The organism is Enterococcus sp. 3C7_DIV0644 (genome assembly GCF_002141235.1).
Classification (GTDB): domain Bacteria; phylum Bacillota; class Bacilli; order Lactobacillales; family Enterococcaceae; genus Enterococcus_D; species Enterococcus_D entomosocium.
Genome location: NZ_NGLK01000001.1, coordinates 111,304 through 132,449 on the forward strand (window position 1 = coordinate 111,304; position 21,146 = coordinate 132,449).

At 39.6% G+C, this 21,146-nt stretch carries 22 protein-coding genes; 3 read left to right on the forward strand and 19 right to left on the reverse strand.

All coding sequences use genetic code 11. The annotated features are described in order from the left end of the window. Positions 1–4 precede the first annotated feature (4 nt). Positions 5–919 carry an ACP S-malonyltransferase gene (locus A5877_RS00580; RefSeq protein ID WP_008379990.1) on the reverse strand — a complete coding sequence of 305 codons (915 nt, stop codon included), beginning with the start codon at positions 917–919 and terminating at the stop codon, positions 5–7. A gap of 117 nt (positions 920–1,036) precedes the next feature. On the opposite strand from A5877_RS00580, the gene A5877_RS00585 reads away from it, so the two are divergent. After that, entirely contained in the window at positions 1,037–1,891 is an 855-nt protein-coding gene (locus A5877_RS00585; RefSeq protein WP_034878552.1) for a LysR family transcriptional regulator, read from the forward strand. A gap of 211 nt (positions 1,892–2,102) precedes the next feature. On the opposite strand, the gene A5877_RS00590 is transcribed toward A5877_RS00585, so the two are convergent. The 4 genes from A5877_RS00590 to A5877_RS00605 all read right to left on the reverse strand — a co-directional run bounded on the left by A5877_RS00590 (position 2,103) and on the right by A5877_RS00605 (position 4,448). After that, entirely contained in the window at positions 2,103–2,522 is a 420-nt protein-coding gene (locus A5877_RS00590) for a cupin domain-containing protein (RefSeq protein WP_086316140.1), read from the reverse strand. Further along, complete coding sequence (locus A5877_RS00595; RefSeq protein WP_086316141.1) at positions 2,523–2,867, reverse strand: carboxymuconolactone decarboxylase family protein; 345 nt, start codon at positions 2,865–2,867, stop codon at positions 2,523–2,525. Then, the gene (locus tag A5877_RS00600; protein ID WP_086316142.1) at positions 2,836–3,402 is read right to left on the reverse strand and encodes a flavodoxin; all 567 of its coding nucleotides are present in this window, start codon (positions 3,400–3,402) and stop codon (positions 2,836–2,838) included. Before A5877_RS00600 ends, A5877_RS00595 begins: the two co-directional genes overlap by 32 nt. A 164-nt stretch (positions 3,403–3,566) precedes the next feature. Beyond that, complete coding sequence (locus A5877_RS00605; RefSeq protein WP_034878550.1) at positions 3,567–4,448, reverse strand: LysR family transcriptional regulator; 882 nt, start codon at positions 4,446–4,448, stop codon at positions 3,567–3,569. Between the two features lie 186 nt (positions 4,449–4,634). On the opposite strand from A5877_RS00605, the gene A5877_RS00610 reads away from it, so the two are divergent. Then, positions 4,635–4,823, forward strand: a complete 189-nt coding sequence (locus tag A5877_RS00610) for a hypothetical protein (RefSeq protein WP_086316143.1) — start codon at positions 4,635–4,637, stop codon at positions 4,821–4,823. Positions 4,824–5,033: 210 nt separating this feature from the next. On the opposite strand, the gene A5877_RS00615 is transcribed toward A5877_RS00610, so the two are convergent. The 6 genes from A5877_RS00615 to A5877_RS00640 all read right to left on the reverse strand — a co-directional run bounded on the left by A5877_RS00615 (position 5,034) and on the right by A5877_RS00640 (position 11,889). Continuing rightward, complete coding sequence (locus A5877_RS00615) at positions 5,034–5,738, reverse strand: flavodoxin (RefSeq protein ID WP_086316144.1); 705 nt, start codon at positions 5,736–5,738, stop codon at positions 5,034–5,036. 192 nt (positions 5,739–5,930) lie between these two features. Then, positions 5,931–6,872: an ABC transporter ATP-binding protein gene (locus A5877_RS00620; protein WP_086316145.1), complete on the reverse strand. Its 942-nt coding sequence runs from the start codon at positions 6,870–6,872 to the stop codon at positions 5,931–5,933. 103 nt (positions 6,873–6,975) lie between these two features. Next, on the reverse strand, positions 6,976–8,406 hold the full coding sequence (locus tag A5877_RS17425; protein ID WP_086316146.1) for an ATP-binding cassette domain-containing protein: 1,431 nt from the start codon (positions 8,404–8,406) through the stop codon (positions 6,976–6,978). Between the two features lie 6 nt (positions 8,407–8,412). After that, on the reverse strand, positions 8,413–9,309 hold the full coding sequence (locus A5877_RS00630; protein ID WP_086316147.1) for an ABC transporter permease: 897 nt from the start codon (positions 9,307–9,309) through the stop codon (positions 8,413–8,415). A gap of 11 nt (positions 9,310–9,320) precedes the next feature. After that, positions 9,321–10,250 carry an ABC transporter permease gene (locus A5877_RS00635; RefSeq protein ID WP_086316148.1) on the reverse strand — a complete coding sequence of 310 codons (930 nt, stop codon included), beginning with the start codon at positions 10,248–10,250 and terminating at the stop codon, positions 9,321–9,323. Positions 10,251–10,311: 61 nt separating this feature from the next. Further along, entirely contained in the window at positions 10,312–11,889 is a 1,578-nt protein-coding gene (locus tag A5877_RS00640; RefSeq protein ID WP_086316149.1) for an ABC transporter substrate-binding protein, read from the reverse strand. A gap of 490 nt (positions 11,890–12,379) precedes the next feature. Between A5877_RS00640 and A5877_RS00645 the strand changes: the two genes are divergently transcribed. After that, complete coding sequence (locus A5877_RS00645; protein WP_086316150.1) at positions 12,380–12,892, forward strand: GNAT family N-acetyltransferase; 513 nt, start codon at positions 12,380–12,382, stop codon at positions 12,890–12,892. 85 nt (positions 12,893–12,977) lie between these two features. Here the strand turns inward: A5877_RS00645 and A5877_RS00650 are convergent, their stop codons facing one another. The 8 genes from A5877_RS00650 to A5877_RS00685 all read right to left on the reverse strand — a co-directional run bounded on the left by A5877_RS00650 (position 12,978) and on the right by A5877_RS00685 (position 21,087). After that, positions 12,978–15,020 (reverse strand): glycosyl hydrolase 115 family protein, encoded by a 2,043-nt coding sequence (locus A5877_RS00650; protein ID WP_176273501.1) that lies wholly within the window; start codon positions 15,018–15,020, stop codon positions 12,978–12,980. A 498-nt stretch (positions 15,021–15,518) separates the two neighbouring features. Beyond that, positions 15,519–15,770, reverse strand: a complete 252-nt coding sequence (locus A5877_RS00655) for a hypothetical protein (RefSeq protein ID WP_015509648.1) — start codon at positions 15,768–15,770, stop codon at positions 15,519–15,521. A 273-nt stretch (positions 15,771–16,043) separates the two neighbouring features. Next, the gene (locus tag A5877_RS00660; RefSeq protein WP_086316151.1) at positions 16,044–16,994 is read right to left on the reverse strand and encodes a zinc-binding dehydrogenase; all 951 of its coding nucleotides are present in this window, start codon (positions 16,992–16,994) and stop codon (positions 16,044–16,046) included. A gap of 566 nt (positions 16,995–17,560) precedes the next feature. Next, complete coding sequence (locus A5877_RS00665; protein WP_086316152.1) at positions 17,561–18,088, reverse strand: NUDIX hydrolase; 528 nt, start codon at positions 18,086–18,088, stop codon at positions 17,561–17,563. Positions 18,089–18,112: 24 nt separating this feature from the next. After that, a complete protein-coding gene (locus tag A5877_RS00670; RefSeq protein ID WP_086316153.1) occupies positions 18,113–18,562 on the reverse strand; it encodes a pyridoxamine 5'-phosphate oxidase family protein in 450 nt (149 codons plus the stop codon). A 10-nt stretch (positions 18,563–18,572) separates the two neighbouring features. Continuing rightward, a complete protein-coding gene (locus A5877_RS00675) occupies positions 18,573–19,418 on the reverse strand; it encodes a Sir2 silent information regulator family NAD-dependent deacetylase (RefSeq protein WP_086316154.1) in 846 nt (281 codons plus the stop codon). Next, entirely contained in the window at positions 19,372–20,181 is an 810-nt protein-coding gene (locus A5877_RS00680; RefSeq protein WP_086316155.1) for a protein-ADP-ribose hydrolase, read from the reverse strand. Before A5877_RS00680 ends, A5877_RS00675 begins: the two co-directional genes overlap by 47 nt. Before the next feature lie 60 nt (positions 20,182–20,241). Beyond that, on the reverse strand, positions 20,242–21,087 hold the full coding sequence (locus tag A5877_RS00685; RefSeq protein ID WP_086299416.1) for an SDR family oxidoreductase: 846 nt from the start codon (positions 21,085–21,087) through the stop codon (positions 20,242–20,244). Positions 21,088–21,146: the final 59 nt, after the last annotated feature.

The window sequence follows — 21,146 nt, forward strand, 5'->3', positions numbered from 1 at the left end:
GTATTCATCTCCATTTTTGATATAGGAATAAAGCATCATCCATGCCATGTTGATCCAAATTGATCACACGGATCGCTTTGTTTTCACCAAATTTTGCTTGGATCAGTTTTGTTAAGGTATTGCCCGGAGGAAATTCAAGAGCCAAATCAAGTCCTGCTTCGTAGGCAACATCCATGATCTTGTTCCACTGCACCGGAAAAGCAATATTTTGCAGCAAATCACGGCGGATCTCTTCAGGATTCATGGTCATCCGCCCATCTGTATTTTTGAGGTACGGACAGATAGGCACATCAAGGGATAACGTGTTCATAAATGGCGCAAACCGTTTCACGGGTTCTGTCATCAACACACAATGGGACGGCACAGGCACTGCTAAAAGTTTGGCGGTTTGCGCATGATAGTCTTTCGCTTGAGCCAGCGTCTTGCGCAAGCCTTTGAGATGACCAGAGATCGTATGCTGCATGGGGCAATTTTCATTTGACAAATAGACGGGAGCAGCAGGATCAAATGTTTTTGCCACGAGCGCTTCTGCTTCACTTCTCGTTACACCAACAAGTACCCCCATGGCATAATCAGTCGGATAGGCTTCTTTCATCAATGTCGCCCGATGATAGACCAAGCTAGCGGCATTTTCGAAACTTAAGCTTTCACAAGCTAACGCAGCGGAAAAAGCGCCAATCGAATGCCCCGCCACAAGCTGAGGTTGCACACCAGAGGCTTTCATCTGGTCCGTGTAAAAAGCCGCTTTTACTAAAAGCGCCAACTGAATATAGACGGTATCTTGTTCTAGATTCTCCGATACACGGTGTAAATCAAAGCCTGTCGCCTGTTCTAGCCGATGGAAATAACTGGCAGGTACGTCTTCAAGCATCTTGCTGGTCTGACTGCCTTGTCCTGGGTATACGAAACCTGTACTCATGAAACACCTCCTAAGCAATTTCTCTTTCCTGTGTCATAATATCGGAAGTTTGTTATAATAAAAAATACCAGTTTCGTGATTATCCATAACCAAAAGGTATGGAAAGAGGAGTATCTGATGAACCTTGATCATTTACGCTACTTTAAAAAAGTAGCCGAATCGAAAAATATTACCCAATCTGCACAAGAATTATACATCTCGCAACCTGCCTTGAGCCGTGCCATGAAACACTTAGAAAGTGAACTAGGCGTTCCTTTGTTCTATCATGCCGGTCGGCATATCGAGTTGACGATGTATGCTGAAGAATTTTATCCCTATGTCGTTGAGACGTTAGCACGTTTCGACGAAGGAATGAGTGCGATCCAAGCCTTAAATGGAGAAATGGTCCCGGCAGTGACGATCTACTCTGAAGTCGCTTCTGTTTCCTTGCCCAACTTGGTGGCGACATTCGTTGAAAAGCACCCTGAGATCCAACTTTCGATCAAGCAGCACGGCAGTAAGGAGACCAACAAAGAACAAGCCTTCTACATTACCTCTGAGCCAAAGAACGGCTTGACTAATCTGCCGATATTCACGGAACCCATCTTATTGGCGATCCCCAAAAAGCACCCCATGGCAGAAAAAAAAGACTTGCAAGTTGCCGATATCCAACACGTGCCTCTGCTGATGCTGGTTGAAAACAGCCCGCTGCGTAGAACCATCGACGAAGCTTTTGAAGCAAAAAAAATCAGTTTGACTATCGGCTCAACGACGGACGATCCAGCGACGCTGCGCTCCCTTATCAATCAAGGACTAGGAATCACCTTCTTTCCTAAAATAACTTGGGGTTATGAAGATGAGGCACCTTTCGTTTTACGTGAACTAGCAGATTTTCCCTTATCAAGGACGATCTATTTGGCATCAAGCTTTACGAAAGGTCATCCTATGACAAAATTGATTGCAAAAACCTTGATTGAATTTTATCTTGGCTAAACAAAAAGAAGCGTCCACTCGCACGTTAGTTGTGCAAGTGGACGCTTCTTTTTTCTTTCCTATTTACCCCGGTTGAATCATCGAATCGACCGTACATTCATTCACATTGATCTCTTCGATCTCTTTTGACTAGCCACAGTATTGGCTGCCAGTCAGGTGAGACCTCATAAGATTTGTTACACGCCTTCAAGTACGGCTGCCTTACCATCACTTATGCGTCAGGCAATTGATCGTATTCTTCATCACTGACTGCTTCTAACCATTCTGAAGCACCAGCAGTAATCGCTACATGGGCAAACCAACTATTTTTTGCTGCACCATGCCAATGTTTGACCCCTTCCTTGATGACTACGACATCCCCAACAGTAAGTTTTTGCGGTTTCTTACCTGCTTCTTGGTACCAGCCTTTTCCTGCGGTCACCAACAACAATTGATACCCACCATCGATATGCCGATGCCAGTTGTTGCGGCAACCTGGTTCAAAGGTCACATTGACAACGTTGACTGGAATCGCTGGATCAGCTACTAAAGGATTCAAGTAACTTTGACCGCTAAAATATTGCGCATAGGCATCATTTGTGTTGCCCAATAAAAAGATTCCTGCTTCTTTTGCTGCATCAGCTTTTGACATTTATTTTTCCTCCAATTCTGCTAACTCTTCTTGATAAACCGTTTTGGCGATGTTAAAAGCAGACCAAGCTTTGGGCCAGCCAACATAGAAAGCCAGATGAGTGATTACTTCTGCAATTTCTTCTGCAGTGATCCCGTTTTCCTTGCCAATCGTCAGATGGGCAGTCAATTGTTCGAAATTGCCACCGGAAATCAAGGCCGATATCGTTAATAAACTTCTCGTATGAGGAGCCAACTCTGCCTCACGTGACCAAACTTCACCAAATAACACATCATCATTCAGTTGCGCGAATTTCGGCGCAAAGTTGCCTAAGTTATCTCTTCCTGCTGTTTGCTTCTTGACCATATCGATCGACTCCTTCATCTATTTTAATGAAATACTGATTTAACCAATTTTGAATAGCTATATCCGCTTTAGCTACTCTTGAACCACGAACAGCTAATCCAGGATAAACAGTTGCTTCAGGACAAATCTTTTTAAAGTCTTCTAGACTGTTGCCAAATCCTGAGCCTTCATGAGTACAAAACGGAAATATACTCTTCCCTACCAATCGGTGATCTTTTAAAAAACTCGCTAGGATCATCGGGTATGTGCCCCACCAATTGGGAAAACCGATAAACAAGACCCGTTCTTTAAAAAACGCTGCCGATACCTCTTGATAGAGGGGAAAATCATTAGCCGCTTTTTCTTTTTTTGCTAGCTCGACCATTGCTTGATAGCTTTCAGGGTAAGGATAAGCCGGTTCAAGAGAATAAAGCGGGCATTGTAATTTCTCTGCTATTTTCTCTGCTAGAACCCGCGTATTTCCCACTACCAGCTTTTTTCGCTGCCCTTCAATAAGATTCTCCCCTGCTCGTGAATACACAAGTATTGCCGCCATTTTGTCACCTCCTTGGTTTCTCTTCTAGGTAAATTTAATAGTAAGGCAAAGCGGAGCCGTTGAATAATGCTTTTTATAAAAAGCCCCTATGCTTACGAAGCATAGGAAGAGGTGGAAGCCAAAAGAAGCGGATCACTCCACTTCTTTTGGCTTTTAGGATGCAATTATTCAAAAGCGTCACGAAAGCGGGCAATGAACGCCGTCACAACCGGCGACATCACACGATTTCTTTTCCACACCAAGACACAGCTGGTTTCGATTTGAGGGACTAAAGGCAAAAATTTGATCGTTTCATCCCTCCGTTCTCCGACAGCTCCGCTGATGGTCAACGCCGAACCAACATGGTTTTCTACTAAGGAAAAGACATTGAAAATCAAGTTATATGTTCCAACGATCGGTAATTCTTCTATTGGTATTTTTGACCATTGACTGAACATTTGCTGCACTTCCGGACGCCTTGACACTAGCAATGGCACCCCTTTGATATCCTCTGGTGTAATCTCTTCTTTATGGGCGAGAAAAGAATCAGCCGATGTCAACATGCCCCAAGTTTCTTTTCTTGGTAGAACGACTTTTTCGTATTTCTCGATTTCGATGGGTTCGATCAAAATCGCCAAATCCAATAAGCCTTTCTCTAAACGCTCGTTGATATCATCTCCTGTGCCACTGTGAATATGAAAGCGGACATCTGGATAGTCACTGATAAATTCTTCCAACATCAAGGAAAGCGTGTCGGAATTATCTGCTTCCACACAGCCAATTGTGAAATGACCACTAAACAACTGTTTCTTACGATCTTCAAACTCTTGCATGGTTTGATCCGTTAGACTCAATATCTCCTCGGCACGGCTTTTTAAAAAACGACCTGCTTCCGTTAAGAGCATTGTACGATTATCACGAATGAAAAGAGCCGTTCCTAATTCATCTTCTAATTCTTTTAATTGACGGCTCAATGTCGGTTGGGTGATGTGGAGCACTTCTGCAGCTTGAGAAATTGTCCCTTCCTCTGCAATCGTGAAGAAATATTTTAATAAACGAAATTCCACTAAATCGCCTCCTCTTTTTTTCTTTTGCATTCAAGGTCTTCGAAACAAAAGGGAACCTCCCTATCCAGTCTCCTTTTCAATTCTTATGATAACAAAGAATCACTGTTCCAGCGAATCTAGCTAAAAAAGCGTAGGATATATGAGTATCTTGGTATGAGTCCTCATACAATGATTTGGAGGAATATGATGTTAAGTTTATCAATTATTTTATTTTGTGTAGCGATCGCTTTGCTCGGACTTGCAGGATTCATCTTTAGAGTGCGCGCGTTGCTGAACAACTGTCCGTCGAATGGTCCTGTATTGCCATTGTCGGTCATTGGTGTGATTCTTTCCATCGTCTCTTTGGTCATGATCTACCTTTCTTATCCGAAATAATTAGATCGTAGTCAACCTAGAACGAATAAATTGGAAAAATTGACTATTCTCAGGAATAAGTATAAGCTCTTGCTTTTAATCCATCAGCTCATCCCAAATGATTCATAAATCAACTGCATTAGTTTACCATAATTATATTATGATTATTTCGGTTTGTGGTACATCATTAACTGTAGCCAATTGAGAAACGGCTACTAAACTTGAATTTTGCTAATATCCTAGTTCATCGAGCCAATTCAACAGATTCGGTTCAGCCTCTTCAACACTTCCCGCTCTTGCTGCAAAGCCTTCCAGAAAGTCATACGCTGGATACAACGTTTGAAGTTCGTTTTGACTATTGGTCAGTCCACTTCCCCCATGGGTTGCAAAAGGAATGATTTGTTTATCCGTAAGATCATAGGTTTCAAGAAATGTTAAAACGGCTCTTGGGGCACGGTTCCACCAAACGGGAAAGCCGATAAAGAGAACATCCACTTCAGTCATTTCGGCAACGTCAGTCATCAACGTTGGTCGGGCATCTTCTTCCACCTCTCTAGTCGCAAAAGCTGTATGTTCATCGTAAACGTTAGGGTAACCTACTTCTGTTTGAATCGAGAACAACGCACCGCCGGTCTGTTCAGCAATCATTTCTGCTATCACCTGGACATCTCCTACTAAGGTGTCATCGATTACATTAAAACTACTTCCAGAAACTGCTTCGATCGCTGGTTCATGCTCTAAATTTTCTGCTCTTGTGAAGTAGGCGATCAAAATATTGGCATCCCCATCAATCCCTGTTTCTCTAATTTGTTGCGTAACGGTGTCACTAGTACTTGTTTCTGTTGTACCAATGTCTGGCTCGTCATTCATTGAATCACTGCTACATCCTGTTAGAAAAAGCATTGTCAGAAAAAGTCCTTTTGTCCATTTGTTCATTGAATTGCTCCTTTCTTTTTCCACCAAAATTGGTAGTTCCAGTATAATTCTTGAAGTGGACTTTAAGGCAAGGCTCTTGAGCAAACCTTCCCCTATTTTTTACATCTTTCTCACAACTTCCTCACAAAAAGTCTTCCTTCCCAGCATACTGAAAAAAGTCGTAAACAAAGCTTTGTTTTACGACTTTTTCATTTAGTTATCGATTTTTCTCAAATTAGCAGCGACAAAATGATTTGTTCCTACCTGAACCCAATCCGGGTCCGCTGTTTCTTCTGTTTTAAATGTGGTGAAATCAAAGACATTGTTTTCCTTACTGAAAAAATCATCAGGCGCTGTTTTCTTGTTTCGAATGTCGGTTCTTAAAAACGCAGCAAGTAAGCGCCTTGTGTACGGATGGTAAGCATTTTTGAATATCTCATTGATTGGGGCACTCTCGACGATTTTCCCCCCATGCATCACGATCACATCATCGGCCATTTTACTAATGACACCCAAATCATGGGTAATAAATAAAATACTTGTATCCAGCTTGTCTTTTAACTCATTCATTAACTTAAGGATTTCTGCTTGGATGATCACATCGAGTGCGGTAGTCGGTTCATCGGCAATCAATAGCTTCGGATTGCAGGCTAATGCCATTGCGATCATTACCCGCTGACTCATTCCTCCAGATAACTGATGAGGATATTGCTTGGCTACTCGTTTAGGATCTGTGATCTTGACAGCTTCTAACAGCTCATATGCCCGTAAAGTCGCCGTCTTATTGTCGACGTGCTGATGAAGTTTCAAGGCTTCTGTCAGTTGTGCTTTGATTGTAAATACCGGATTCAAACTTGTCATAGGCTCTTGAAAGATCATTGAAATATCATTTCCACGAATTTTTAAAAGCTCTTTTTTGCTTAATTCGAGGATATTTTTTCCATCAAAACGGATCTGCCCTTCCGCTATATACTGATTTCGCTGAAAAAGTTGAAGGATCGACATGGCTGTTTGACTTTTGCCACTCCCACTTTCTCCAACGATTCCTAATGTCTTCCCTCTTTTTAATGAAAAAGTAACGCCTTTGACAGCTTTGACAGTGCCCCGTTTCGTATCAAAATACGTATGCAGATTATCAACTTCTAGTAAATCCATCTGGACCTCCTTTTGATTTTTTCCCATTAAACCAATCGTATCATGCTTATGGTTCGAGTGATTGACTCATCAACCATGTTTCAATTCCTATGTTCTAAAAAAACTATTTTCGCGTACACTTCACAAAATGATTCGGCTCGACTTCTACCCAATCTGGATCAGCATCGGTTTCTTTTGAATAGTTGAATGCCAAATCAGGATGGGTTTCATCAAGAGGCCATGGTCGATACTCTTCGTCTAGCGTTGGAATAGCATTTAATAATTGCCGTGTGTACGGATGGATCGGGTTAGAAAAAATCGTCTCAGCTGAAGCTAATTCTACAAGATGCCCAAAATACATCACACCGATTCGATCAGAAATAAATTTTACAACTCCAAGATCATGGGTGATAAACAAGTATGTCAAATTGAGTTCTTCCCGCAAATCATGAAGCAAATTGATGATCTGTGACTGAATTGAAACATCTAACGCTGAAACAGCTTCATCGCAAACAATGAATTTGGGCTTTAAAGCTAAGGCACGAGCAATCCCGATTCGTTGTCGTTGTCCACCAGAAAATTGATGCGGATAGCGATGAATAAATTCTTTCTTTAACCCACATTTTTCCATGATATCAAGAATATAGGTTTCATAGTTTGGGTCCTTTTTACTAGCAAAAAATTTGTGTATCAACAAACCTTCTCCAATAATATCACCCACTGTTAATCGTGGATCTAGTGAGGAGTAAGGGTCCTGAAAGATAATTTGCAGGTCTTTTCGTAAAACTCTTGATTCCATTTGAGTCAAAGCAGCTAGATCGATGCCAGAATCAAGCTGCTCTTCATAGTATGAAAAATCTTTTTTGTTCATGACATCTTTTTTTAGTTGTGCGACTTGCTTATCAATAGCTGCTAAGTCATTTTGTTGTTCAGCGATCGTTTTTTCCAAGTTCATGAGCCCTGTTTGATCTACTGCCCCATTCATCGCTTGTTTTTGCTGATTAAACGTTAATGCTCGCTTGCTAGCGGCAAGTTTTGCTGCAGCTTCGTAACGAGACGAAAGAAGCTTACTAACCTTTTGTAGATCATCATGCAAAATCAAGCCTCCGACTAATCGTAGGGTATTGCCATATTCATTCTCAAAAGCGATTTTCTTTAGACGTAACCGTTCCGTTGTTGCTTCTATATCAGCAGTTGAATCGTCCGCAAGTTTTGATTCGATCGACTGAAGCTCATTGACTGAATCAGTAAACTGTTTCATCTTTTGTGGCAGTTCTTGATAGACTTTTTTTACGTAACGAGGCATGAAATCTTCGATCGTCTCTCCATAGTAAAGGGTCGAGCCTCCGGTTTGTCGTTGGAGCTGAATAATCGTGCGTCCAAAGGTCGATTTTCCACAGCCACTTTCACCGACGATGCCTAATGTTTCTCCTTCATATATATCGATCGTAAGATCTTTATTTGCTTTCACATAGTCTTTTCCCACACCGAAAAAGTTTTTCTTCTTCACAGGAAAATACTTTTGTAGATTCTTGACGCGCATGATCGTGTCCATAACTGCTTACCTCTCTCTCATCTTCGGATCGATGGCATCTCGGATTCCGTCACCGATCAAATTGAAGGATAAAATGGTCAACATGATCGCGATCCCTGGATAAATCGTCAGGTAGGGATGTGTTCGGATATAGCCTCGTCCAAAATTTAACATCGTTCCCCATTCCGCAACGGAAGCCTCCATACCTAAGCCAATAAATCCTAAGCCAACAGCAGATAAAATTGCTGTGGCAACGCCCATTGATGAATGCACGATGACTGGTGAAAGGATATTTGGCAAGATGTGTTTGAAAATCAGCAATCCATTATTTGCGCCCAGCGCTTTTCCAGCTTCAATAAATTGCTTCTCTTTGACCGCCATCACACTTGCCCGAATAATACGAGCAAAAATGGGGATATTCGCCAACCCGATCGCCAAGATCATGTTCGACAGGCTGGATCCCAAAGAAGCCACGATGGCGATTGCCAACAAAATAGAAGGGATGGATAGTAAGATGTCACAAAAACGCATAATCAGCGTATCGATCCACCCTCTGAAATAACCGGATAAGACACCTAAGATGCCACCAAAAAAGAGTGCCAGTAACACCGCACAAACGCCTACAGTCAGCGATATTCTCGTGCCGTAAATCAAACGAGACAATACGTCACGTCCCAAGTCATCTGTCCCAAACCAATGAGAACGACTTGGAAATTGCAATGCATTGGCTAGATTTTGCTCCCTCATGCCATAGGGAGCTATAAAGTCTGCAAAAATCGCAGTAATCGTCAGTAACGTGATAAATAGTAACCCAAACATTGCTCGGCGATTTGCTTTTAAGGAAAGCCAAATCTCTTGTTTCGATCCTTCTGGTACGCCTGCAAGTGCTTGCGTTTTCTCTATGGCCTTTTTTCTAGAAAACATGAGTTCCTCCCTTAATCATATGAGGTTTTAATTCGCGGATCGATATATGCATAGAGAATATCGACACATAGATTAACCATCGTAAAAATAAATGCAATAAATAAAACGCCGCCTTGGACGATCATTGTGTCTCTTGTACGGATCGCATTCACCATCAATGTCCCGATCCCATTGATACTAAAAACATTCTCGGTCAATACAGCCCCACCTAATAAAGCCCCAAACTGCAAACCAATGACTGTCACTACGGGAATCAAGGCATTTCTTAAAGCATGATGGAACGTCACCTTTGAACCATTTACTCCTTTGGCTTTTGCCGTACGAATATAATCTTGGTCTAAAACGTCCATCATACTCGACCTTGTGATCCGGGCGATCGTGCCAATTGATGAGGAAGCCAATGCAAATACTGGCATGATCATTTGCTGCCAAGTATCAAAACCAGATGCTGGCAACCAGCCCAGGGTAGAAGTAAAAAGAATAATTAAAAGGAGAGCCTGCCAAAAGGTTGGCATAGAAACCCCAACTAGTGAAAGAAACATCACGAAATTATCAACCTTGGAATAAGGTCTCGAAGCAGAAATCACTCCCAGTGGAATCCCAATCAGCGAGGCAAATAACACACTCCATACTGATAATTTGATTGTGTTGGGCAAACGGACTAGGATTTCATCCATGACCACCCGGCCAGAAACATACGATCTCCCAAGATCAAATTCGACAACAACATTTTTTATATAATGAAAAAATTGTTCGATAAAACTACGGTCAAGCCCCATTTGCACACGCATGGCATCATGTTGTTCAGGAGTCGCTCCTTCCCCCAACACCATCGTTACAGGGTCTCCAGGTGATAGATACATAATCGTAAATACAATAAAAGAGACGCCTAGCAGGATAGGAAACAACCACAGAATTCGTTTTACAATATATTGGAACATCTATTCATCTCCTCAAAATAAAGAGCCATTGCGGCTCTTTATTTTATACTCTCAATCCAATTTAGTTTTTTGACACCGTATCTAAGAAGTAACTTCCAGTTGGATGATGTTCGAACCCTTGCACCCAGTTGCGGATACCTGAAACATTTTCTCTGGTTTGTAAGTAAACCCATGGCATCTCATCATTGATAATCTCTTGCGCCTCATGATAATAGGCCAAGCGTTCCTCTTGGTCAGAAGTGCTACGAGCTGCATCAAGTAATTCATCTACCCGTTGATTATGATAGAACGTACGATTTCCAGCTTCGCCAAAGCTACTTGAATGGAACAGTGGATACAATCCATAGTCAGCATCTGTTGTGATCGTTGTCCAACCTAGTAAGAACATATCTGGTTCACCAGCTGCTGCAGCATCTAAAAATGCTCCCCACTCCATTTGGTTGACCTCAACAGTGATACCTAATTCTTCTAAAGCAGCGGAAACAACCTGCGAGACACGGATTCGTTCTTGATTGTTATCACCGACGTACAACGAAAGGGAAAACCCGCCATCTGGATAACCAGCTTCTGCTAATAGTTCTTTTGCTAATTCAACGTCATAAGGAGTAGCTTCCAAGTTTTCATTAAATCCAAAAACCAATTCGTTGATCGGTCCACTCATTTGAGTCCCGATCCCCATATGAACCGTTCGGATAATCGATTCGACATCGATAGCATGGGCAATCGCGCGACGTACCCCTACTTCTTGCAATGGTGTATCATTTCGAACGTTGAAACCTAAGTATTCCGTTCCTAAATTTTCTGTCGCTAATAAGGTCAACTCATCGTTTTCTTCAACCTTTTCATTATCAGAAGGAGCGATATCATAAACAATATCGACGGTTCCTGACTCTAGTTCAATCAAACGAACACTTGAATCTGTAATTGTCCGGAACTCGATTCTTTCCATTCCCGCTGGCTCATCCCAGTGATCGTCAAATCGATCCAATGTCACGTGACTACCGGTTGCCCATTCAACAAATTCAAAGGGACCCGTTCCTACAACGCTGCTGATACCATAATCTTCACCAGCTTCTTCCACAGCTTTCTCACTCAAAATTCCAACCGCAGGATGTGCTAAATGAGTCAAGAAAGGCCCGAAGGCACCATTTGTCCCGATAAGGATCGTATGATCATCGATCACTTCGATCGTATCAGGATCGATCGAACCAATGATATGACTGATCGAAGGTGAGTCAACCGCCCGTCGAAGGGTGTAGGCAACATCAGAAGCTGTCATCGCTTCCCCATTATGAAAGACAACATCTTCTCGCAACTTGAACTCATAAAGGTTCTCTTCAATTTCTTCCCACTCTGTTGCTAACCCTGGCACTAACTCAAGATCGTTGGTCTGTTTGATCAGTGTTTCGTAAATCTGTCTTGCTACCCTGGTAGTTGCTTGGTCGTTCGTTTGATGGATATCTAATGTCACTGGATCCGCACCTGATGCGACCACTAATACATTAGGATCAGAACTAGCTCCCCCTGACACATTTCCTCCCGAACTATCTGTTGGGTCTTGGCCTCCACTACCACAAGCACCTAATACCATCAGACTTGTTAACAATACGAGAGCCCAGCTTGTTTTCCTTATTTTCATGTTATCCTCCATTTCGTCCCCTGTAACTTAAGGATTTTTTTTGCGCCCTTCTTAATACCAGCAAATATAGAAATTAGACTCATTGGCGTGTAACTTGGATCGAAAACACATACGCTCGTCCTGTTTTCTATCAACTAACTATAAAAATTTGCTCATAATGAAGAAGCTTTTATCTGAATGATGAAAATTTTCAGATAATAACAAACTTTAGCTTGGAAATGTGATAGATTTGTGATGAATACCTAAGAAAATTGTCATTTTGTTAGAATAAAATGAAGAATTGCGGATTATTATCATTAATTTGACTTTTTCTTATAAGAACCCATTCAGTTAACAATTACTAATTCTTATTTTTGTTTCATTTGATTGAAAGTGTGACAACGATTCTGTATTAGGAATTTTAAGTCTCTAAATTTTTATCGTTATCAAATATAAACGTTATATATCATTATGTGATAAACTATTTTTGAATAAAGATGGGAGTGATTGAATGAACATTTTCTTCAGACCACCAAAAGAAGATGATATCGATCAAATCATGCAGATTGAAAATGCAGGATTTACAGCGGATGAAGCAGCATCCAAATCTGCGATGATGGATCGTATACTTACAATAAGTGACAGTTTTATTGTTGCAGTAAATGGAAAGGATTATCCGATCGGCTACGTTGTAGGACCCATTATTTCTAAACGTTATCTCTCTGACGATCTTTTTGAAAGTACTCGTCCTAATCAGCCTTTTGGTGGCTACCAAAGTATTCTTAGCTTAGCTGTCGCTCCTGATTATAGAAACTGCCAAATTGGTAACAAACTACTGTCAGCCCTTGAAGAAAAATGTCGTCTTCAAAACAGAAAAGGAATCACCTTAACTTGTTTAGAATCATTGGTTCCATATTACAAAAAGCATGGCTATCAACTAGAAGGACTGTCAGAATCACAACATGCAGGTGTTGCTTGGTATAATATGGTGCTAGAATTGGCCAACACGCCTAATGAATTCTAATAAAAAACTGCATACTAGATGAAACGCCATTCAAAAGTAAGATATTAAGTCTAACTTTTGAATGGCGTTTCATCTCAAATTAATATTATTTACGAACTTTTCTAAAACTTACTCTGATTTTTCTTGCTAACTTTTCATCCGTCAACGCTTTTTTAGTATTTGAAAGCAACATAACTCTTGATTCAATGGAGTCCATAATATATTTTCTCTCCCACTGGTCTTGATCTGGACCATCGCCAATGATGCGAATGTAAGACAACAGACTTTTAATCATCTCTTTTGTCAATGTTAGGTTGGTATAGCCATCGTTTTCATAAAAATCATACCATGTATCACTTGGATTTTCTTTCAGTATTTGAATTAGTTGATGGATTTCTTCTAACGCATCGAAAACTTTTACAAATACAAAAACCATTTCTTCCCGATCAATCATCTGATAAGCGTCTAACAAACGGAGCAGTGCTTTTAATGTTTTGCATTGAACGGCTACTGAGAGGTAAATATCATTAAAAAAGCGAGCATTTTCCGGATTTTTATCCTGAAGGGATAATGTAATCTGCTGGCATCTCAGCAATAGATTCTCCCAGGCTACTATCTTTTCTCCTACCATAGAGAAAATTTCTGTGACTTGCTCCTTGATTTTCCGATCACCCGTCAACCATTCTAACCTCGGAATTTTTGTTTCTTGCTTGAGCCAGGATTGAATAATTTTTCGAATCAAATAACAGGCAAACTCATCCCCAGCGGTTTGATCCTCATATGTTCCATAGCGGATAACCGCTTCAAAGCAAGCTTCATAGACAGCTTGGATCTCTTCTTGCTGATTTTGATAGTATTGTGTTACATGCTCTAAAATTATCTCTTGATTGGTTCGTAACTGATAATCTGCTCGCCAGAAATTCGCTATTTCTTGTAAGAACAAAATATGCGGTTTTATGTTACCTGTATTAACTAAGACAAACTTATCCATCTTGACTTCTCTAACCGCCATTAACTCTCTAGAAACAAATTCTGGGCTATTAGGCAAGATCGTCAAGAAATTAGATGCTTGTAAATCATGAAAGGCAACGTGATAATAGATTCCTCTTGATTGATTTGGTTTTGGTGTGTTTGTTAACACCTCATCTCGTGGATCGTGATTCCCTTGTCTACGAGAAACCATTTTGCCATAACCATTATCCGCCCAAATCTCAATCACATCATCTGGAAGCTCAAGTAAGCCAAGATTAAATAATTCCGTCATCTCCCCATAAATGTTCATCGAGCATACTGCATGAGGATCGACTTCTTTAACCATATGATATTGTAGATGGACGATTTCATTGATCACTGCTGCTTTTTCCGCTGCAGACCACTGTCGATCAAGATCTTCTGACCAAAAAGGACAATCCCCTTGTCCACGAAAACCGAGTGTGTAAATAACCTTGGTACCTTTTTGCTCGTGTAAGGCTTTTTTCCATAATTCCTGAAACAACACAAAATGTTCCTCGTATGAAGCCTTCAAACTGGGATACCTTCTAGCAAACATCTCAGCGCCTAGTGGCTCGGCATGATGATGTGTATAGATCAACCCCATCGCTTGCGCACTTTCTCGATGTCTATGACTGTTCTTATCTGTTCCAGGGATGATGACATTTCCGCCTAAACGTAACAATGTTTCATAAATACGTTCCCATACATATTCATTTGAACCATTATCTTCCCATTGATCCAGCAGCAACTCATCATTAACGAACCAGCCCCGATAGTCCGTTGCAAAATCAGGCAATGTTAAGTCAAAACCTGTCCATTCAATAAATGGCTTTTTTATTGGGGGAATCTCCATGAAATACCAAAAGGGTTGAACACCTAAAATTTTATGAGAGATTTCAAGAACCCCATACATTAATCCTAACGGTGTTTCAGCACACACTTTTACTTTATCTGGCGATACGAAAAGTATATGAAAAGCATCCGTTTCATTTTTTTCATCAAGTAAAACCAATTCAATTTTATTTGCCTTCCTCGTGTCTGTCACAACGGTTAAAATGTCACGTTGCAAGATCTCGCAAGCATGTCCAATCACTTCATTTTCCAACTGTTTTGACGTAACAGAAGTATTTTTAGAAATGAAAAATGTTGTTTCCATGTAATCACCCGTTTCATCCATATAGTTTATTATTTTATCTTCAATAAAGAACTTTCTACTATGTTGTAAAAGGCAATCGAATTGCATATCAGCCATAAATCTCTCGTCACTATTTTCTGCAAAGGTATTTTCAAATGGTCTAAACGTTTTGTTAACTTTTTACTTTGATACCGCTCATAAATTTAGAATAAGCGAAAAGCTTGTCTAAAAAAATGGAGAAAGTCGATGAAAAAAACGAAAAAACAGACTTTCTTTGTTTTTTTTGATTTTTCCCCGTCTCCCTTTAACTAAGGTTTTATCTTGTCGTTGTAGAACATGATCTTTTATGCCTATTCAGCTTGTCGTGTTTAATCATATGTACAGCAAACAAGCCCACACTCATAAGAGCATGGGCTTAGTGAGATCATCGTCCATTCTAAATCTTCAATTAGAATCTGGCTTTTATCAATTCAGATTTCAATTGCTGAATAATGAAGACAATTTCTTATTTTTCTTCAATTACATATACTTCTCAACTTCATCAATTTCTTTTTGTAGTGCTTTTTCATCGTACTTTTCATACTTACCGGCTTCGTGTGCGATCTTTTTGATTTCGTGAATCGCTTTTTTCTCAACGATCCATTTCTTCATACTATGTTTTTTTGCGTCAGCATCTAGTGTGTCTAATTCAGCTAAATTCTCATCTAACTTATCAAGAACCTCGGCAATCTTTACCAATGCTTTTGCTTCCTTTTCTTCATAGTTTGTCATAGATATCACTCCTTAAGTATTTGATATATTTATCTTACTGCTGTAATTAAATATTTTCAAATTAAATGTACTGTTTATCACAAAGTTTTATCTGATTCTCACTGAAGAAACAGAAAACATTAGATTCTTGCAATATTCTACTCATTTTATACTTATTTTTATCCTTAATGATTTATCATAAGAAAAGTATCGATTATATAAAAAGATAATTTAGTGAATTAGCAAACATTCGGTGTATCTTTTATGATAAAGTCATTTAGCTTTTTTACTTTCTTATGGTTGCAGCAAAATTTTCCCGACACTTTTTCCAGATTCTAAATAATCATGGGCAGCTTTTCCGTCAGCTAAGGAAAAAATGGTTGGTTGACTGATTTTCATTTGATCCTTGCTAAAGTAAGTAAACAGTCGGGTGCTTCTTCTCTCCCGCTCTTGAAAACTTGTCAAGTAATCCCACAGATCCCCTGTTAAAATACTTTTTGATTTTGATAACAAGGGAATAAAGTCGATCGCTGGCGGATTTCCGCCGGCCATGCCAAAAAAGATAACCTTCCCTCTATTTTTGAGCAAGTCGACACTTTCGGCTAATGTATGCCCAATGCCATCATAAACGGTATCAAAGAAAGAAGTATAGGTTTCTTGCCATTCTGTATTTCTTAAAAAGACTTGTTTTGCTCCTTGGTCTAAAGCCAGTTGTCGCTTTTCTTCCGTGGAAGTGACGCCATAAACTTCTAGACCATCTGCGGTTAATAGTTGCGATAAATTTTGTCCAACACCACCACTTATCCCATGGACGAAGACCTTACTATTATTCACATTATTGCCAAGATCATGGGCTAAAAAATCAGCTGTCAACCCTTGCAGACCAATACTGGCTGCTAATTTAGATGGTATACCTGATGGAATATGGATGGCATTTTCCTCAGGAACAGCCACCAATTCTGCATTAGCAAAAGGAACATCCACAAAAAGAATCGTTTCCCCTAGCTGAAACTTAGAGACTGATCTTCCTTTTTGAACAATCTTCCCTACTCCTTCATAGCCATTGATAAAAGGGTCTCGGGATTCAATATGATAGCTGCCCTTTCTTCGATAAATATCTGCATAATTCAACCCAATATACATCATTTCTATCATTAGCTCATTTTCTTGAATGACGGGATCAGGCAATTCACCATAAGTTAACACATCTGAATCGCCAAATTCTTTAAAGTACAATGCGTTCATGCACAAAACATCTCCTATCTTTTGCCAATCAAAATCGTGTGATTTTCTTTATGAAACCAAAGCTCTATCACTTAGCCAACTATCATTAGATTGAAATCATAAAAAAATAGATTAAGTTCTTTTGGTCATTTCTTTACTATAAAAAAAACACCTTCTCACGAAGGTACTTTCATTCTATTCTTCTAGATGAGATTCGTCAAAGTAGATTATTCGTTCAGATCCTCCTTATCAATTCCAGTTATGTCTAACCCACCTTATTCCTAGATAAATCAACTACTTTTGTGTAAAACAGGATTATAACAAAGCTGACTATTACTAAGAGAAAGAAGTGAGGATTTGAAGCCATCATCTTTTAAGTCTGACAAATCCTCAGAAGTAGCTCATTACAACGGAACCAAACTGACTATCCATGGTTTTTAGAGGATATCAGGAAAGCGATGGCAAAAGTCGCCGGCGATCAATCAATTGTATCATATAAATAATTATCCCCACTCGAAAAAATTAAGCCACATCGCTTCTACTTGTTAAAGGCCTCTTTGCCTTAATTCGTCGTTCAACCACTTAAATCATTCATGGATGATTTGCGCATGATCAAAAGCAAAAAGAGATTCCCAGTTCTCCGTAGAGGATCGTTCTTTTGACGTAACATATTGATAGAGTACTTTATCCTTATCAACCCTATACCAAAAAGCCTCAGAAGCATCATCTCCTGCATAAAGAGTCTTCATCTGCTGTAGAACAGTTATATAGACAGCAGAAATAGTCCATCCACGGGGATCCCGATTTTTATCTCCATATACACCTAATAAAGAAACTTCCTGCACTTCCACGCCCGTTTCTTCCTTTAACTCTCTGATGGCGGCTTTAATGATATTTTCTCCTTCGTTAACGAAGCCACCTGGCAAAGCGAACCTTCCTTTGAAAGGATGATTTTTTCTTTTGACAAGTAAAATGTATACTGCGTCCGACGTGACATTGAATATCAAATTGTCAACAGTAAATGCTGGCTTTGGATATTGTGGTAATTCCTGCTTCTTATACCAGTTTAACCACTCTTCTTCGTTCATTTCCTCTTCTGATACTTTATTTGCCATGTGATTGTCTCCTTTTGCTTTGAGTTATCCGAAAGATTTAACGTTTTGATAGATAGGCTTTTTGCTTAAATCAAAGATTGACATAATGCCTTTATAAATTTCAAAGACTCGTAAAACATTTCGGTCTTCTACAGAGGGGTATATTTTTGACATGTAAGGATTTTTCTCGAAAATTTCATCTAAATAGGTAGAGCCTATTTCATTTACTCTTCCTTGTAAGGTGATAGAAAACGATTCCATTGATGTTTCTCCTTCTATACCTGTGATGGAAACGACCGGGTTCATTTTGAGCTGTTTATAAAACGGCTTGGATATTGCAGTCAAAAAATACAGCTTCGTTTCTTTCACCAACATAATATCGATTACTCTGGTGACCGGATTTCCGTTTTCGTCTACTGTGGCGAACACGGTAGAATGAATCTCATTTTTTAAATAATTCAAATAATCTTCTGTCTTCATTTTTGAATGGTCCATGAATGCGCTCCTATCTAAAATGATCGATTTCTCTGATCGTTTCAACTATATTTCCTTGCAGAATAATCGTTTTATCCATGAGTTCATCTGGTATGCGTTGTGCTTGTTGGTTACAGACGATATAGGTCGACTGATTCGTTGCCCTCGTCATTTCTTGGAATGGATACTTTATAATGGAAGGCGTGTTGTTACCAATGCCGATCTCCCAAAAAACGATTTTAGTACCTAAATAATTTTCTAGAAATTCTTTGTATCGGTTAGCTGCGCTTTCCCAACCATCATCTTGTACAAAAAATTGATCTATCCGTAAATTGACCCGCATCGGTTGTCCACATTTGGGGCAATATGGTATGAGGTGCTTGGGAATTTTGAACTGACTCTGCTGATGGACCATTTGCATAATCAATGATTCATTCTCGTACGTCTTGTTATGGCAAGCACGTGAACATTGAAATAACCCATAATCACCTTGTGTATAAAATAATCGTCTCTTATCAAAGCCCGTCTTTTGGAACTGATGATCTACATTAGTAGTAATGACAAAGTAATTTTTTTCTTCTACCAAAGATAGAAGCTCTTTATATAGCGGCAAAGCCTCAGGCTGATATCGATTATGAAAAACATGTTTACTCCAATAACCCCAATACGTCTCTAATGAATCGAAGGGATAAAATCCGGCAGAATACATATCGGTTAAATAATAATGATCAATATAGTCTCTGAAATATTTTTTGAACCGTTCACCAGAATAGGTTAACCCGGCAGCAGCAGAAAGGCCTGATCCAGCACCGATAACGATTGCCTCTGCTTCAGTTATCTTTTGATAAACTTTCTGATAATTGTTGTAGTTTTTCATGGTACAACTCCTTTTCAATGTCTTTAAACACATTGAAAATAATTTTTATAGGTGAATGAACACGCGTTACATATTCTTGCGTTGTTTTGATAGCGATCTCTGCAGCTAACTCATTGGGAAAACGAAATTCTCCTGTTGAGATACAACAAAAAGCGACGCTCTTCAATTGATACTCTTCGCAAAGCAACAAGACGCGACGATAACAGTCAGCCAATAAGGATACGTGTTCTTTAGTTACGGTATCTTTTATGATTGGCCCAACAGTATGTATCACTTTTTTTGCAGGCAAGTTATAGCCGTCGGTGATTTTTGCATAGCCGGTTTCTTCCAAATGCCCTTGTGCGTCCATGATTTCTTTGCATGCTAGTCTTAATTGAATACCTGCTGCAGAGTGGATCGCATTGTCGATGCACCTGTGTAATGGAACAAAACATCCTAGTAGCTGTGCGTTTGCAGCGTTTACGATAGCGTCCACTTCCAACCTCGTGATATCTCCTTGCCAGAGATAAAGTTTTTTTGTATACTGTTGCGCATCGTTTAGTGAAAAAATCTGATTTTCAGCTCTTTCTTCTAAAAGAAATTGATTTTGAATGTCAATAAAGTCCTTATGAATAGGTCGCGCTTCTCTTATATTTAATAAGCATCGCAATAAATCATTTTGTTCTTTCGGATCATCCGAGCTAGCATCTACTATTTTACTTAAGTGACTGTTTTCCTCTAATAAATAGTTAATCAGCCATTTCCTCTTTTCGCTATGGTTCATCGTCAACACCTTCTTTATAAAAATTTCCCGATTATTTTCGATAATCGGGAAATAGCAAGACTAATTTAACAACTCTTTGATTGCTTCTACGCGACTCGTCAAAGGTTTACCCAAAGCTTGTTCAAAGTCACTAGATGTCACATCTAATTGATTATTTTTAATATCATGTTGGAAAGACAAGAACATTTCTGCAACAGGTTGTGGTAAACCGCCTGCTGTCAAACTATCTACAAAGGTTTGATCATCAGATGAAACTACTTCGATTTCCTTCCCTGTTGCTTCTTTTAAAGCTGCTGCTAATTCAGCATAAGTAATAGGGCTGCCCGATAATTCAAGGATTTCAGGGTATTCTGTTCCTGCTAGTGCTTTTGCAGCAACCTCAGCATATTCGCGCTTCAAAGCCCAGCCGGTTTTGCCTTCTTTAGCTGCGTAAACGAATTTCCCACTAGCTAAAGCACCGCCAATAATCGGCATTTCATTTTCTAAATACCAGTTATTACGTAAAAATGTATGCGCAATTCCCGCTTCTTTGATTTGTTTTTCAGTAAAGATGTGATCAGCAGCTAATGCACTTGTTGAGTGATCTGCATCAGCAAAACTTGTATAAGCAATATACTGAACACCAGCGTCTTTGGCTGCCTTAACCACATTAGCATGTTCTTCTTGACGATTGCCTGGTGCGCCAGACACAAAAAGCAAGCGGTCAATGCCGTCAAAAGCGTTACTCAACGAATTGATGTCAGAATAATCCCCTACTCTTACATTGTAGCCTTTCTCTTTTAGTGTAGCTGCTTTTTCTTCAGATCGTACCAAAGCATAGATCTGATCTTTAGAAACTAAATCTTTCAAGAATTCAAGTGCATATCCTCCAAAACCACCAGTAGCTCCTGTTACTAAATATGTCATATAAAACACTCCTTTTTAGTTCGTACATTCAGCTGTACAATTATAAGATACACCTATAT